The 14,465-nt window shown below is 69.2% G+C and carries 14 protein-coding genes and 1 tRNA gene; 6 read left to right on the top strand and 9 right to left on the bottom strand.

What is annotated here, in order from left to right:
* Positions 1 to 70: 70 nt before the first annotated feature.
* A complete protein-coding gene (locus SD37_RS18755; protein ID WP_044853460.1) occupies positions 71 to 1,264 on the top strand; it encodes a DUF418 domain-containing protein in 1,194 nt (397 codons plus the stop codon).
* Between the two features lie 21 nt (positions 1,265 to 1,285).
* Here the strand turns inward: SD37_RS18755 and SD37_RS18760 are convergent, their stop codons facing one another.
* Positions 1,286 to 1,534, bottom strand: coding sequence for a hypothetical protein (locus SD37_RS18760; protein ID WP_236725413.1), 249 nt, complete (start codon positions 1,532 to 1,534; stop codon positions 1,286 to 1,288).
* Between the two features lie 265 nt (positions 1,535 to 1,799).
* Between SD37_RS18760 and SD37_RS18765 the strand changes: the two genes are divergently transcribed.
* The 3 genes from SD37_RS18765 (at position 1,800) to SD37_RS43805 (ending at position 4,056) form a co-directional block, all read left to right on the top strand.
* Positions 1,800 to 2,246, top strand: a complete 447-nt coding sequence (locus tag SD37_RS18765) for a hypothetical protein (RefSeq protein ID WP_065912884.1) — start codon at positions 1,800 to 1,802, stop codon at positions 2,244 to 2,246.
* Between the two features lie 270 nt (positions 2,247 to 2,516).
* Positions 2,517 to 3,404 carry an alpha/beta fold hydrolase gene (locus SD37_RS43800; protein WP_236725414.1) on the top strand — a complete coding sequence of 296 codons (888 nt, stop codon included), beginning with the start codon at positions 2,517 to 2,519 and terminating at the stop codon, positions 3,402 to 3,404.
* A 37-nt stretch (positions 3,405 to 3,441) separates the two neighbouring features.
* Positions 3,442 to 4,056 carry an alpha/beta hydrolase gene (locus SD37_RS43805; protein ID WP_236725415.1) on the top strand — a complete coding sequence of 205 codons (615 nt, stop codon included), beginning with the start codon at positions 3,442 to 3,444 and terminating at the stop codon, positions 4,054 to 4,056.
* Here SD37_RS43805 and SD37_RS18775 read toward each other — a convergent pair.
* The 6 genes from SD37_RS18775 to SD37_RS18800 all read right to left on the bottom strand — a co-directional run bounded on the left by SD37_RS18775 (position 4,020) and on the right by SD37_RS18800 (position 10,903).
* Positions 4,020 to 4,688 (bottom strand): response regulator, encoded by a 669-nt coding sequence (locus SD37_RS18775; protein WP_044853125.1) that lies wholly within the window; start codon positions 4,686 to 4,688, stop codon positions 4,020 to 4,022. The genes SD37_RS43805 and SD37_RS18775 overlap by 37 nt on opposite strands.
* Complete coding sequence (locus SD37_RS18780) at positions 4,685 to 5,803, bottom strand: sensor histidine kinase (protein WP_044853126.1); 1,119 nt, start codon at positions 5,801 to 5,803, stop codon at positions 4,685 to 4,687. Before SD37_RS18780 ends, SD37_RS18775 begins: the two co-directional genes overlap by 4 nt.
* A 284-nt stretch (positions 5,804 to 6,087) precedes the next feature.
* Positions 6,088 to 6,161, bottom strand: a tRNA-Pro gene (locus tag SD37_RS18785).
* Between the two features lie 138 nt (positions 6,162 to 6,299).
* A complete protein-coding gene (locus SD37_RS18790) occupies positions 6,300 to 7,469 on the bottom strand; it encodes an alginate lyase family protein (protein WP_044853127.1) in 1,170 nt (389 codons plus the stop codon).
* Positions 7,470 to 7,624: 155 nt separating this feature from the next.
* Positions 7,625 to 8,650: a lactonase family protein gene (locus tag SD37_RS18795; RefSeq protein ID WP_083255287.1), complete on the bottom strand. Its 1,026-nt coding sequence runs from the start codon at positions 8,648 to 8,650 to the stop codon at positions 7,625 to 7,627.
* A gap of 84 nt (positions 8,651 to 8,734) precedes the next feature.
* On the bottom strand, positions 8,735 to 10,903 hold the full coding sequence (locus SD37_RS18800; protein ID WP_145926941.1) for a glycosyl hydrolase family 18 protein: 2,169 nt from the start codon (positions 10,901 to 10,903) through the stop codon (positions 8,735 to 8,737).
* A 269-nt stretch (positions 10,904 to 11,172) separates the two neighbouring features.
* On the opposite strand from SD37_RS18800, the gene SD37_RS18805 reads away from it, so the two are divergent.
* Entirely contained in the window at positions 11,173 to 11,775 is a 603-nt protein-coding gene (locus SD37_RS18805) for an RNA polymerase sigma factor (RefSeq protein WP_044853462.1), read from the top strand.
* Positions 11,768 to 12,676, top strand: a complete 909-nt coding sequence (locus SD37_RS18810) for a CU044_5270 family protein (RefSeq protein WP_044853129.1) — start codon at positions 11,768 to 11,770, stop codon at positions 12,674 to 12,676. Before SD37_RS18805 ends, SD37_RS18810 begins: the two co-directional genes overlap by 8 nt.
* An 18-nt stretch (positions 12,677 to 12,694) precedes the next feature.
* On the opposite strand, the gene SD37_RS18815 is transcribed toward SD37_RS18810, so the two are convergent.
* A complete protein-coding gene (locus tag SD37_RS18815) occupies positions 12,695 to 13,474 on the bottom strand; it encodes an enoyl-CoA hydratase/isomerase family protein (protein WP_044853130.1) in 780 nt (259 codons plus the stop codon).
* Positions 13,475 to 13,509: 35 nt separating this feature from the next.
* Complete coding sequence (locus tag SD37_RS18820; protein ID WP_256376586.1) at positions 13,510 to 14,400, bottom strand: PaaX family transcriptional regulator; 891 nt, start codon at positions 14,398 to 14,400, stop codon at positions 13,510 to 13,512.
* Positions 14,401 to 14,465: the final 65 nt, after the last annotated feature.

Here is a 14,465-nt window from a genome sequence, read left to right on the forward strand (position 1 = left end):
CCAAGTGACCAGGGCAAGATCGTTCCAACGACGGACGAGGTCCGGCGCGGGCGGTGGCATGCTCGACGACATGATCCACCGGACAGCGGCCACCGCCGCGCAGCACTCTCGTAGTGGGCGGATTTCTTCTCTGGATCTACTCCGAGGGGTGGCGATTCTCGGCACCTTCGGGACCAACGTGTTCCTTTTCGCGCATCCCGGCGGGCCCTTGGGTTTCTTCCAGGATTTCGTCAGTACCGCGAACGGCTTCGCGCAGCACGTCGAAGTCGGTCTTCGCACGCTGAGCAACGGCAAGTTCCTCGCGTTGCTCACGATCCTGTTCGGTGTCGGCCTCGAGTTGCAGTACCAGTCCGCCCGGCGGCGCGGTGTTCCCTGGCCGGGCCGGTATCCACTCCGGGCGGGAATCCTCTTCATGGAAGGTGTCGCGCACTACCTGCTCGTCTTCGAAGCCGACGTGCTCATGGCCTACGGGCTCACTTCGCTGCTCGTCGCGTACCTCATCGGCCGGAGCGATCGAGTCGTCCGCAACGTCGTCATCGTCGTGGGCGGCGTGTACACCACGCTGATCCTCGCCGTGACCGCGTTGCTCGTGGCAGGACCGGGGATTTCCGGCGCACCTGCCCAGGTCGATCCCGCCACGACGGCCAGCTGGCCCGCGCAGGTCACCGTCCGCTTCACCGATTTCCTGCTGCTGCGGGCGGAAACCGTCCTGATCGTGCCCTCAGCCGTCGTCCTTTTCCTGCTCGGTTCCCGCCTGCGGAGGGCCGGCGTCTTCGAAGACACCGAGAAGGGCGCGAAGCTTCGTGCGCGTCTGCTCGTCCTGGGCTTCGCCGTCGGGCTGCCCCTGAACGTGCTGACCGGGTTCGGCGGGCCGGACTGGTTCCTCGTCGACAGGTACCTGTTGCCGCCCCTCGTCGCACTGGGCCTGCTCGCTCTGGTCACCCATCTCTCCCTTCGGATGCGCGACAAGCCAGGATTCGTCCGAAGTGGACTCATCGCGGTCGGTCGAACCTCTCTCTCCTGCTATGTACTCCAGAACGTGCTGGCCGGTTTCCTTTGCTATGGCTGGGGTCTGGGGCTCGCCGAGAGGTTCGCGGACGCCCGTCCATGGTGGATCGTCGGCCTCTGGGTCTTCGTCGGACTGGTGGACGTCGCGTTCGCCCTCTTGTGGCTTCGACGGTTCGACCGCGGCCCCCTCGAACTGCTGATGCACCGCCTCTACGCCCCGCGGCGGACGCCGCGCGCCTCGGGACCGGCTCAGTAGAACTCGAATCGCCACTCACGACTACCAGAGCGTGGACGGCCCTGAGACGACCCAGCCGTCGTCGACAGGCTTGACCCAGAAACCCAAGGCCACCTCGATCGTCTGCTCGCGGAAGGTGATCTCGACGTAGAGATTGCTCCCGGAGTCGCCCCAGGCGAAGTTCCCCAAGCCGAGTTCGCCGAGCCAGGACAAGTCGCGCTCCCACTCGCCGGAGGCGGGCTCCGTATCGAGGCTCGCGCCGACGGAACCTGACCAGAGCGATTTGAGCACGTGCTGACGGACGTGTGATCGACGAGTTGCTCGGCCTCGGGCGTCTTCCCGTCCCGCAGGAGGCCGAAGTAGCGGCGAACAACGGCTTCGACTTCGGTCTTGGCAGGCGGCTCCGTCCAGATCTTCACCGTCGAGACACTAGGGCGTGTCCGACATCAGCGTGATCGCCGCGATGCGACGGAGGACGGGAACGGCCGCGACGTACAATCGCGACAGGGGCGCAGCGCCAGGCCGAGATTCCGGCACCGGGTGAAGGGGGGCCAGGATGTTCTTCGGTTCCAAGAAGAAGCTCGACGATCTGATGGCTCAGCTCAGGCCCGACCTGAGCCGGGAATCGCTCGGCGTCGGGCCCGCCTTCCCGGGCGTCGCCCCGAACCCGCTCCTGAGCAGGGATGCGTGGAAGCGCAACGCGGAACTGCGTACGGGGGCGCTCGCGCTCGGCGTTCTCGTCGACTGGCGGGAGGGCAGCAGCGACGGCAGTCCCCGCGTGGTCCTGATGTTGGACGTGGAGACCGCCGGCGGCATCTCGTTCCGCGGTATCGCGGACGAAGACCTCACGATCACCGAGCTCACCCGGCTCGCCCCGGGGCAGACGTTGCCCGTGCGCTACCGGCCGGCCGTCATGGACCACTACGTCGCCCTTGCCCGGGACGCGGACCCCGCCCAGGTGCGGCGGCTCTCTGACGAGATCGCGAGCCGCAAGCGGACCTGACCCGGGTGCACCGAGGTGCCGAGGGCGGATTCCTCGGCCAGACTTCGCGGGCCTCGCTGGGCTCGCCATAAACGGCCTCTGGGCTGCTCAGGCCTGGTCAGCGCTGCGGAGTTGTTCGCGTCGGCAGGTCGGCACTGGGGCAACGCCATCCCCAACCTTTCAGGTCAGTACAGCTAAGCCGTGAGAAGTAGGTTCCCGGCGCCGATTTCGTTCTCGCGGCAGAGGCTCCCGCCGCTTTCCGTGTTTAGCGTCGGAACGATGAAAATACGCATGATCGTTCTGACGGCCGTGGTACTGGCCGGGGCCCTGCAAGGAGAAGCGGCGGCCGGAGCCGGGCACCGGCGGATCGACTGGCACGACTGCCGGACGGGTCCGGACGACGAGACCGGGCAGCGGCTGGCGAACGCCGGGGCGAGCTGCGGCGAGGTCACCGTGCCGCTGGACCACGCCGATCCGGGCGGCCGGACCCTTTCGGTGGCCGTCGCCCGCCGCGCCGCGACCGATCCCGCGCACCGGCTGGGCACGCTGATGGTCAACATCGGCGGTCCCGGCCCGTCGCGGGAGGGCGTGGCCTTGCTCGCACAGGGGCTCCCGCCGGAGGTCCCTGCCGGGGCGCCGTCGATCGCGGCACGATACGACCTGGTCGGGATCGATCCGCGGTTCTTCGGGCTCAGCACGCCCTTGGAATGCGGCTGGCCCACCGGCAAATACCTGCGGAGCGCTCAGGTCGCCGGCCCCGACCGGGTCAGCTTCGACCGTGGTGCGGCTGTCGCGAAGGATCTCGCGGCTCGCTGCGCGGACCGGCGCGATGTCCTGCCGTACGCGTCCACACGCGACATGGCCAAGGACATGGACCTCGTCCGCGCCGCGCTCGGCGAGCAGAAGATCTCCTACCTCGGCTGGTCGTTCGGCAGCTATCTCGGCGCAGTCCACCTGCAGCTCTTTCCCCGCCGTGTCGACCGGATCGTGCTCGACTGCCCCGCCGCGCCCGAAGCCGCGGGCCCGGCGCTGGCCCGCGAGACCGGGCCGGCGGACGCCGCCGCGCTGCGGGACTGGGCTTCCTGGGCCGCACGCCGGGACGAGCGGTACCACCTGGGCGCGACGGCCGCCGACGTCCTCGCCGCGGTGGACCGGGATCGCCCGCGCCGCCGCCCGTGAACCCCTGCGGGTCGGCGGCCACCGGATCGACGCGGCGATGATCCCCGGGCTGCTTCTCACCGTCGACGACAGCGACGCGTTCTACGCCGAGTTCAGCGCCCAGGTCGTGGTGCTGCGCGACGCCGCTCGCGGTCTCGTCGTCACGCCGACTCCCGTCCAGGAGTGGAAGCTTTCCCTGTACGACGACCCGAAGGTGGAACCTGCCTTCGGGTTCAGCGCCACGATCGCGAACCAGTGCGCGGACCGCGCCGCGTCCCGCGACCCGGAGACCTACTACCGGGACATTCAGGCGCACCGGGCCGCCGAGCCGCTGTTCGGCCCGCTGGCGCGGGACATCACCCCGTGCGCGTTCTGGCCGGCCTCGCCCGCGGAGCCGCCCACCGCGATCGGCAACGGCCGTCCCGCGCTGATCGTGGGCGCGTCCGGCGATCCGGTCACGCCGTACCCGGGACAGCGGTCCATGCACCGGGCCTTGACGGGGTCCCGCATGGTCACGCTGGACGGCGCCTTCCGGCACGGTGTCTACCTCTTCGCGCCGGACAGCTGCGTCACCGGCGCCGTCGAGTCGTATCTCCTCGGCGGTTCCTTGCCCGGTGCCGATGTCACCTGCGCGGGTCAGCGTTCGCCGGGCCGGACCACGCCCGCCTCGTAGGCGAGCACCACCGCCTGCACGCGGTCACGGACCCGCAGCTTGGCCAGGATGTTGCCCACATGGGTCTTCACCGTGCCCGGCGCCACCGCCAGCCATTCGGCGATCTCGGCGTTGGACCAGCCGCGCGCCAGCCCGGTCAGCACCTCCCGTTCGCGCCCGGTCAGCGTCGCCGCCGACCGGGCCGCGGCGGGATCGAGCGGGGGAGCGAGCCGGTCCAGCAGCCGCCGTGTGGTGGACGCGGCGAGTACCGCGTCCCCGGCGTGCACGGTCCTGATCGCGGTCAGCAGTTCCTCCGGGGTGGCGTCCTTGAGCAGGAAGCCGCCCGCGCCCGCCCGTAGCGCGGCCAAGGCGTGCTCGTCGAGGTCGTAGGTGGTGAGCATGACGACCTTCGGCGCGCGGGGCAGGGCCAATACCCGGCGGGTGGCCTCGACGCCGTCGAGCACCGGCATCCGCACGTCCATCAGCACCAGGTCGGGCGCCAGCCGCCGGGTGAGCTCGACGGCGGCGAGCCCGTCGCCCGCCTCGCCGACCACAGTCAGCTCCGGCTGGGAGTCGACGACCATCCGGAACCCCGCCCGGACCAGCGCCTGGTCGTCGGCCAGCAGGACACGGACCTGCCCATCGCCGCTCACGCGGGCACCGGGAGCCGGGCGCTGAGGACGTGACCGCCGCCGGGCCTCGGCTCCAGTGTCACTGTGCCGCGGTAGGCACCTGCCCGTTCACGCATGCCGCCCAGGCCGTGCCCGCCGCCGGGACCCGCGATCCGCGCCCGGCCGTCGTCGAGGACGTCGATCTCCAGCCGTCCGGCGGGCCAGCGCACCGACACTTCGGCCCGAGCGCCCGTCCCCGCGTGCTTCAGGACGTTCGTCAGCCCCTCCTGGACGATCCGGTAGGCGGCGAGGGAGAACCCGGGCTCGACCGGCCCCGGCGGGGTCTCGAAGGCGAGGCGGACGTCGAGCCCGCCCGCCCGCACACGGTCGACCAGACCGGGCAGATCGTCCAGACCCGGTTGGGGTTCCACGGTTTCCGGGCTGTCCCGCAGCACGCCGAGTACCCGCCGGAGTTCACCCAGCGCCTGACGACCGCAGTCGCCGATCGTGGCGAGCGCGGCCCGCCCGGCCTCCGGCGACGACCCGGCCGCGTACCGGCCGCCGTCGGCCTGCGCGATCACGACCGCCAGCGAATGGGCGAGGATGTCGTGCATCTCGCGGGCGATCCGGGTCCGCTCAGCCAGTACGGCGAGCCGCGCCCGCTGGTCGCGTTCGGCGCGGCGCACCCGCCACAGCGCCCCCGTCGCCCATGCGGCCACCACCGTGCTGGCCAGGAAGGCGCCGACGAGTACATGCGCCGTCGCGGAGGAAGGCAGCAGTGGCCAGCTCAGGCCGCCCAGCACGGCGCCGAAGAGACCGGCGGCGAGCCCGGCCCTTCCCGCCCACCGCGGTCCGTGGGCAGCCGCGGCGTGTACCGCCACCGGGACGGCGAGATCGGCCAGGAGCGCGCCGTCGGTGTCCCGGACCGTCAGCCATTGGACGCCCGCGATGCCTATCACGAGCGCCGCGCACACCGCGGGCTCCCGCCGTCGCAGCGCCAACGGCAGCGGCAGGAGCAGGGAGAACAGGAAGTAGGCGGCGTCCGCGCGGACGAACAGTCCGAAAAGTACACAACAGGCGGAGAGCAGGAGCGCGGTCACGACGTCGACGAGCGACTCGTGTCCGCGCAGCCAGGAGTCGAGCCGTTCACCGAGCACACCGCCACTGTAGGACCGCCGGGGCGTTCGTCACTTCGCCATGGGGGCTGAGACGGGGTAGTCCTTTTGGGCTAGGCCGTGTCCTGTGAGTCGCCGGAGCCAGTGCACCGATTGCGGCGATGATGGTTTCGCAGCGCCGGAAGATCGATCGGTTTCGCTGATCCGGATCGTGCCTCGGGTAACCACCATGGTCGTTGCCGGGGCCACGCGACCTTGAAATTGCTTACGCCGCAACAAAAAACCGCCTGATCCGGACTTTCGTCCAAATCAAGCGGCCTTTCCGGTCGGGCTGACAGGATTCGAACCTGCGACCCCTTGACCCCCAGTCAAGTGCGCTACCAAACTGCGCCACAGCCCGGACCCGCGCTCCGTGGAGTGCGATGTGAGTACTTTAGCGGGTCCGGAAGTGGGGCCTGCAACCAGGGGTCACTGTGTGTCTGAGCTGCGAAAACGGACCGTGCGGGCCGCCCTGCCGCGATCGGGCGGCCCGCACGGGTCACTGTGGGTTGTCCGCGTGCGTGAGGGTCTGCCAGGCGACGAAGAGGGCGTTGGTGCCCGCCGGGCGCTGGCGGAGGGTGAGTGCCTCTGTGTTGCTCATGGTGTACCCGAGGCGGGTGTGGAGGTGGTTGTAGCCGACCTCGGTGACCGGGCCGAGGCCGAGCTTCAGGCTGCCGCCGCACAGCCAGGACGGGACGGCCGCGCCCAGCTGGTACTTCGCGTGGAAGCCGAGGCCTTCGCGGAGGCGGTCGGCGATCTCCGGGTACAGGTCCTGGCCTTGGATGCGGGTGGTCTCGGCGAAGTTGGCGATGGCGGCGAGGCCGTAGCCGGTGTGGGTGAAGTCGCGGCAGGTCTCCTGCGAGAGGCCGTTGACGAACGTCGTCTGGCCCTGCCAGTACTTCACGATCTCGTCCCGGGTGTCGAGGCCGCTGCCGGGCGCGGTCTTCGGGAGGGTTCCGTCGCTGGTCAGGTAGAGGTAGGCGGGGACACGGGTGCGGAACTTCGCGACGGCCTTGTCGTAGGTGGCCTTGTCGTCGAGGAAGACCGCGATGCCGAGCGCGGCCTCGGTCATGCTGAGTTCCCAGTTCCCGTTGCTGTGACTGCCGTTGATCACCTCGGGCAGATACACGTTCCGCAGCATGGTGCCGAAGCGGCCGGAGTTCGGCCAGCTCGGGTAGGTGTGCTTGATGATCTCCGCCGCGCGGGGCCACGAGGAGGCCGACCACGCCGATTGCAGAGGAGCGTTGCTGTTCGTGTGATCCTTCAAGACCGCGGACCAGGCGTCCATGATCTCGATCGCCTTGGTCGCGTATTTCGCGTCGCGGCTTATGTACCAGGCGAGGGAAAGGGAGTACGCGGCGATCGCGTCTTGCCGTTCATCGGTACAGCCGAGGTTCGGATTGGAATAAGGGCCGCATTCGACGACGGCGCGCGGTTTCGGTGAACGGGACAAGGAAGCGTAGGGACTCGACATCATCGCGTCGTACGCTTGTTTCCACGGTTGCGCGCCGGCTTGGACCTTGGTGCGCACGAAGTCGAGTTGGGGGCGGCTGACCAGTACGCCGGGGTGGGTGAAGGCGGCGGGGGCAGCCTGGGCCGGAGCGCTGAAAAGGCCCAGTGCCAACGGGACGAGTGTGGTCAGGGCGAGCAGTTTCCTCGGGAGGGACATGGTTCTCCTCGGACGGGTGTGAGCCAGGTCACCGGCGGCGTGCGATTCAGTGTCATGGTCTGAACCAGTTGCGTCAAGACCTTAATTCGCCCCAAAAAGAAATAGGGTCCTTTTGTTCAGCGGGCTGAACAAAAGCGTTCAGCCCGCTGAACGAATCAGTGCGGCCAGGGTGCCACGAAGGTCGGGCTTCCGATCGGATAACTGCCGACAAGGCGCCACGTCGCGCGTTCGTAGGCTTGGATCATGTCGCCGCGCTGCGACGCGACATAACAATGGTCGCCGACGAGGGAGAAATGCCGCGGCCATTCACCGGCGCCGTGATCGGCGACGGCGGCCGGGAGGTCGCCGTCGAAGGCGAACTCGGTGATCGTCTCGGGGCCCCGGTTCGACAGGAACAGCCGATCGTCGTGCAGTTCGAGGTGGCCGGGGTAGTTCTCGCCGCCGGGACGCAGTGTCGCGGGAACCGAGGCCTCCACGGCGAACGTGCCAGGTGGTTCTTCGCGCACCGTCACCAGTGTGGCGGCCAGTTCACCGACGACGTACGCGCGGTCGGTGCCAGGGCGCCGGACCAATTGCCGCGGGCCGGTGCCGGCGGGCAGCGCCGACACCGAGACCGGGATCAGCTCGCCTTCCTGGCCGATGCGGTAAGTGCGGATCTCGTCGGTGCCCAGATCGACCGCGCTGACGAGGGTACCCGTCTCGTCCACCACGGCCATGTGTACGTGCGCGGCTTCTTGCCGCTCGGGGTCGGGCCCGGTGCCTTCGTGCCGCACCAGTGCCGTGCGCACGGTCGGCACTCCGTCCGGGCCGAGCGCGAAAACGGCCAGGCTCCCTCCGCTGTAGTTGGCGCACAGCAGGTACCGGCCATCGGGGGTGACCGCCAGATGGCACGGATCCGCCCCTCCGGTGGGCAGTGAGTTCAACACCTCCAGCGTGCCGTCCTCGGCGACCGCCACGGCGGTGATCGCGCCTTCGGCCGTCTCGTTCACGGCGTAGAGCACCGGCAGGGTGGGATGCGGGGTCAGCCAGCTCGGCGAGTCCAGTTCGAGCGAGCCCGCCGGGGTCAGTTCCCCGGTGAGCCCGTCGCGCCAGAAGGTGCCGATGCCTTCGCCGTTGCCGTCGCTGGCGGCGGTGTAGGAGCCGACGATGAGCAGAATCCGGTCGTCGTTCGCAGAAGTCACGAGGCACACTGTGCAGCAAACCGAGGCATCCGTGAAGGCCTCCTTGTCTACCCTCAAGGTAGCCAAGGAGGCCTTCACGGACCTTTACTTCAGCGAGTTGTCCACTGTGGTCATGAGGGTTCCGGTGTCACCCGACATCTCCCAGGCCATGACTCCGAGCAGGCCCCTGGTCTTGAGCCAGGCGACCTTCTGCTGGATGGACCAGGCGTCGTCGAAGGTCCACCATTGCCCGCCGTTGCCGGTGTAGCACGCGGTGGCCACGGCCGCGGTGTCGTGCTGGACGGTGCAGTTCGGGACACTGGCCAGGAGATTCGCGTAGCCACGGGTACCCGCTTCCTCGGCGAACTGGCCTGGCGCGGCGCCGGTCGCGCTCTGCCATTCGCCCTTCTTGCCGCCGTCCGCGACCCCTTGCCAGCCTCGCCCGTAGAAGGCGAGCCCGAGGGTCAGTTTCCGTGGATTGGCCCCGGCCTCGGTGTAGGCGTTGATCGCCGACTCCACGCTGAACTTGAAGTTGTACGGGTCGTCCGCGTCGGCGTAGAGGTTCCCCTGATGGCCGGTGCGGTTCGGCTCCCACGAGTTGTCGCTGCCCGAGCCATGGAAGTCGTAACCCTGCACGTTCGCGACGTCGAGGTAGTCGAAGATCTTCGGGATCTCCCAGCCACCCTTCACCTTCGCCGGGTCGGCGGGGGTGAACGCCTGCAGTTCGTACCGTTTGCCGGTGGTCGCGCCGTAGGCGTCCATCTGCGTGCGGAACTCGGCCAGCAGCGCGGTCAGGTTCGTCCTGTCGTTGGCGCTCCAGTGGTTCCCGGGATGCCCGTCGGGGCTGCCCGGCCACTCCCAGTCGATGTCGATGCCGTCGAAGATGCCCGCGGCCGTGCCCGGCCCGCCGGCGCCGCCGTACGCCTTCACGTTCCCCTTCAGGTACGTGTCGATGCACGACGCGACGAACTTCTGCCGGGACGCGGCCGTGGCCGCGACGTCGGAGAAGTACTTCGAATAGGTCCAGCCGCCCAAGGAGATGAGCACCTTCAGATTCGGGTTCTTGGCCTTGAGCTTCTTCAGCTGGTTGAAGTTGCCGCGCAACGGTTCCCAGCCGGTGTCGGCGACGCCGTCGACGGACTGGGACGCGGACATCGGCCGCGAGTAGTCGGCTTCCGCGTCGCCCGCGCCGTCACCCTGGTTCGGGTCCTGCGGGTTCGACGTCGTTCCCTTGGTGACACCCGAGAGGCAGGTGTGGTTGACCGGGTCGATGTTGCCGAAGGCGTACAGCAGATGCGTCAGCTTGCTCGCGGATCCGTTGGTCACCAGGTTCTTGACGAAGAACTGGCGGCCGTAGATACCCCACTGGACGAAGTACCCGACCCGGGCGTACCCGTTCACGATGTCGCCGGTGCGAGCGCTGACGGCGGCGCTCGCGGCGGAGACATTGTCGTATCCGTCACGGGCTTTGACCGTGAAAGTGTACGAAGTGGACGGTGAAAGCCCGGTCACCGTCGCGGTCGTGCCGGTCACCGTGGTGGCGAGGGTCGTGCCGCGGTAGACGTCGTAGGAGACGACGCCGGTGTTGTCGGTGGACGCGTTCCACGCCAGGGCGACGGAACCCGCCGTGACCGCGGTCGAGCGGAGGTTCGTCGGCGCGGTCGGCGCCTGCGTGTCGTCACCGGGGTTGTTGGTGGTCACCGCCAGCGCCGGGGTCGGCGGCGATTTGGCGTCCTTCCGGTCCTTGGCGACGACGGTGAAGCTGTAGGCCGTGTTGGGCGTCAGCCCGGTGATCCTCGCTTCGGTGCCGGTGACCGACGCCGCCAGTGTGGCGCCCTGGTAGACGTCGTAGCCGACGACGGGCAGCGAGCCCGGGGCCGACGCGTTCCAGGCCAGCGCGGCGGTCGTGGTCGTCTTCGCCACGAGGCGCAGGTTGGCCGGGCTCGACGGCGGGGTGTCGCCCGACCCGTCGCAGTTGGCGTCGTCGATCCGGCAGGTGGCCGGGGTGACCGCCGCACTGAGCTGGAACGACGGGCTGTAGGGGTAGGTCGACCGGCCCGGCGCGAGGGATTTGATGTAGTACGCCGGGGTGAGCGTGACCTGGGTGCCCGCCTGCGAGACCGTGGCGTGGGAGCCACTCGTGACGGTCACGCCGGCGGGGACGGTGAAGGTGATGGACCAGTCGGCGACGGTTTCGCTACTGGGGTTGGTGACGGTGTACTCACCGGTGGTGCCTGCCAGGGCGAAGGCGGCGCGGAGGCGTCCCGCCGCCATCGCCGGTGTTCCTCCGGCGACGAGCAGCCCGGCGGCGAGGAGTAGTACGGCGAGTGCGCTGAGTAGTCGTTTTCTGGTGCGTCTCATGGCGGTTCTCTCCAAAAGAGGCGGCGAGACTGAACCTGATCTGAACTGGCGCGGTGTGGTCTAGACCACAGTTGAATGTAGCGCGGCTCGCATAAAAGGTCTAGACCGATTCGGTGGCCGTGAACCCATTCGGCCGTTTACGCGGACAGCAGGTGAGACTGTCGAACGGCGAAGGGTGGTTCATGAGTTCATCTGGGGCGGATCCGGGGGATCTGGAAGACGCGGAGCTGATCGCGAGGTCGGTGACCAGGCCGGACTGGTTCTCCGCGATCTTCGACCGGCACGCCGCGCACATCCACCGCTACCTGGTCCGGCGCATCGGGCCGTCCGCCGCCGAGGACGCGCTGGGGGAGGCGTTCCTGGTGGCCTTCCGCAAACGGGAAAGCTACGACACCGAGCGCCGCGACGCCCGGCCCTGGCTCTACGGGATCGCGACCAACCTGGTGGCGCAGCGGCGCCGCGAGGAGGCCAGGGAGCTGAGACTGCGCGAAGCCCTCGGCCCGCCGGCGGCCGAAGAAGGGCACGCCGAGCGCGTCGCCGAGCAGGTGACCGCCGAGGCGATGGGCAGACTGCTGGACGCCGCGCTGGCGGAACTGGCCGACGGCGACCGGGACGCGCTCACCTTGTTCGCCGGGGAGGGCCTGAGCTACGAGGAAGTGGCCTCGGCACTGGCCATCCCGCTCGGCACCGTCCGCTCCCGGCTCAACCGCGCCCGGCGAAAGGTCCGCGAGGCACTGGGGCGCCCGGACACCACGACTTCGAAGGAGATCTCCACCCATGGATGAGCTGCAGCTGATCACCGAGCGGACCGCGTCGGTCCCTCTCGCGGAATCCGGCGCGCTCGCTTCGGCGCGCGAGCGGTTGATGACCGAGATCGCCGCCACGGAAGCGGAAAACGTGACGCCGCTGAGGAAACGGCGCCGCTGGGTCTGGACCGGGGTGGGGGCGGCCGGGCTGGCCGCGGCCATCACCGCCGTCGTCGCACTGGCCCCGGTCGAGCAGGTCGGGCTCGAACCGCCCGCGGCCGCCGCGGATCCGGTGACGGTGCTCCGCAACGCCGCCGCGGCCGCGCTGAAGACGCCGGGCGCGCCGCCGAAGCCGGACCAGTTCGTCTACACGAGGACCAAACAGCCCGACGGCGAGCGGGAAGCGTGGCTTTCGGCCGACGGCACCCACGACGGCTTGATCAAGATGACGGACGGCGCCCTCTTCCCGCTTCCGGGCTGCCGGAACGGACGGGCGCAGGTGTACAAGGGCGATGAGCCGCTCAAGGGTGTCACGGAGCCGTGCAAGCCGTCGCCCGGTTACCGGGCGGATCTCCCCACCGACGCGGACGCGATGTTCGCCTACCTCAACGCCAACCACAGCGGTCACGACGGCGACGTCAACGCGATGGGCAAGGACGTCCTCACGCTGGCGAACGAGAACTACCTTCCGCCCGCCGTCCGGGCGGCCTTGTTCGGCGCGGCGGCGAAGATGCCGGGGCTGCGCGCCATCGACCACGCCCAGGACGCGGCGGGCAGGCCGGGGGTCGGCATCACCTGGCCGCTGCGGCGGGGGGACGACCCCAAGGTGGCGAAACCGGTCGTGATCGTCTTCGCCGCCGACACGTTCCAGTACCTGGGCACGAATTCGACCGCGGTGACCGCGTCCGGAGTGGTGGACGCGGCCGGTCAGCGGCCCTAGCGGTCACTGCACAGCGGATCAGCGGCCGGTGAAGGTCGCCTTGCCGGGACCGTCGGCGAGGAACGACTTCACCGCGCCGCGCAGGTCCTCGGTGTCGAAGAGCCCGGCGGCGATCGTCGTGATGTGCTCGTTCGCCTCGGCGACGCCGCCGTGCTCGTAGTGTTCGAGGACCTTCTTGGTGGCCGCGTGCGCCTTGGTCGGCCCCTGCGCGAGGTCGTCCGTGAAGGCGCGGACGGCCTCGTCGAAGCCGTCCGCCGGGAGCACGCGGTTCACCACGTTCCAGCGTTCGAGGGTCGCGGCGTCGTAGGTCGCGCCGGTCATCACGAACTCCTTGGCGCGGCCGACACCGGCGCGGGCGGCGAGCCGCTGGGTGCCGCCCATGGTCGGGGTCAGCCCGACGACCCGTTCCACGAGGCCGAACTTGGCCTTCTCGCTCGCCAGGATGAGGTCGCAGGCGACCGCGACCTCGAAAGCCCAGGTGAGGCAGAGGCCGTGGGCGGCGAAGACGGTGGGGAAGGGGAGTGCGGCGATCCGGTCGGGGATCGCCAGCATCTCGTCGAAGAGCACCTTCGCCTCGGCCGCGGAGGACTGGGCGTCGAACAGGGAGACGTCCACCCCGCCGCTGACGATCTTGCCCTCGGCCCGGATGAGCGCCGCTCGTGGCGGCGTGGTCTCCAGATCGCCGATCGCCTCGCCCAGTTCGTGCTGGAGTTCCGCGGTGTAGAGGTTCAGCGGCGGCGAAGCGATAGTCAGGACGGCGACGTCGTCCTCGCGGTCGAGGCGGATCGAGGTGGCCAAGGCGGGTTCCCTCCGCTAGATCGTTTTCCGTGACCCTAGCCGGAGATGTCCGCGAGTTCGTCCCATTGGGCCTGTGCTTCTGGTCGCCATTCGACGTGCTTGCGGTGGAACAGGTCCGCCGCGCGCACGCCACTCCAACCGTCGGGGAGAAGTTTCAGCGGAAGCCTCGGATCGAGAAAGGGAAAGCTGCGCCATTCGTGGACGAGTTCGGTCTGCGCACGAAGAACGCCGCGTTCACCTGAAGGATGCAAACCGGTGAAACGGTCGATGAAGTCCTCGTAGCGGTCCTTGAGTTCGCTGAGATCCCAGGACCGCGCGACCATCGTCTCCTGATCGCCGACGTCGCCATAGGCGGCGGTGAACGACATCGCCTGCGCGTCGAGCCCGAGATCCTGCACGATCTGCTGGGCCTCCCGCTGGCGGGTGAGGTCCGGGCTGACCCAGACACCCGCGACCGGGGAACCGAAACCGGCCCAGGTCAGGCGCGTGCGGAGCCGGTGCCGGAGATCCCGCTTCGCTTCGGGGACCGAGACGATCAGCATCAGCCAGTGGCCGTCCCAGCTCCGCTCGTCGTTGCCGAAGGCGTAGATCCGTTCCGCGCCTTCGGTCAGGAGGCGTCTGCCTGGTGGGGTGAGCGACCAGCGCACTCTTCGCCCGACACGTTCGGAGACGACCCAGCCCTCGGCGGAGGACCGGGCCAGGGCCTGCCGGGCGGATTTCTCCTCGATGTCCAGTACTCGCAGCGCCTCGACCAGCGTGGACGTCCAAATCGGCTGGTCGCGGGGGAGGACGTACTCGCCGAGAATCGTCATCAGCAGCGAGCGCGCGCTGGCATGACTGACTTCCCGCCGCCTGCTCATCGTCGGCCTTCGGGTACCACCTTTCCGCTGGTGCGCGACGGGGACCGGGGTGGCGGAATCCGCCATTTGCTGTCACCGACCTCAATGCTCGGGGATTCGTTCGGGTCCAGAAGAAGCAACCAGGTTACCCA

It is taken from the genome of Amycolatopsis orientalis, assembly GCF_000943515.2.
GTDB lineage: Bacteria > Actinomycetota > Actinomycetes > Mycobacteriales > Pseudonocardiaceae > Amycolatopsis > Amycolatopsis orientalis.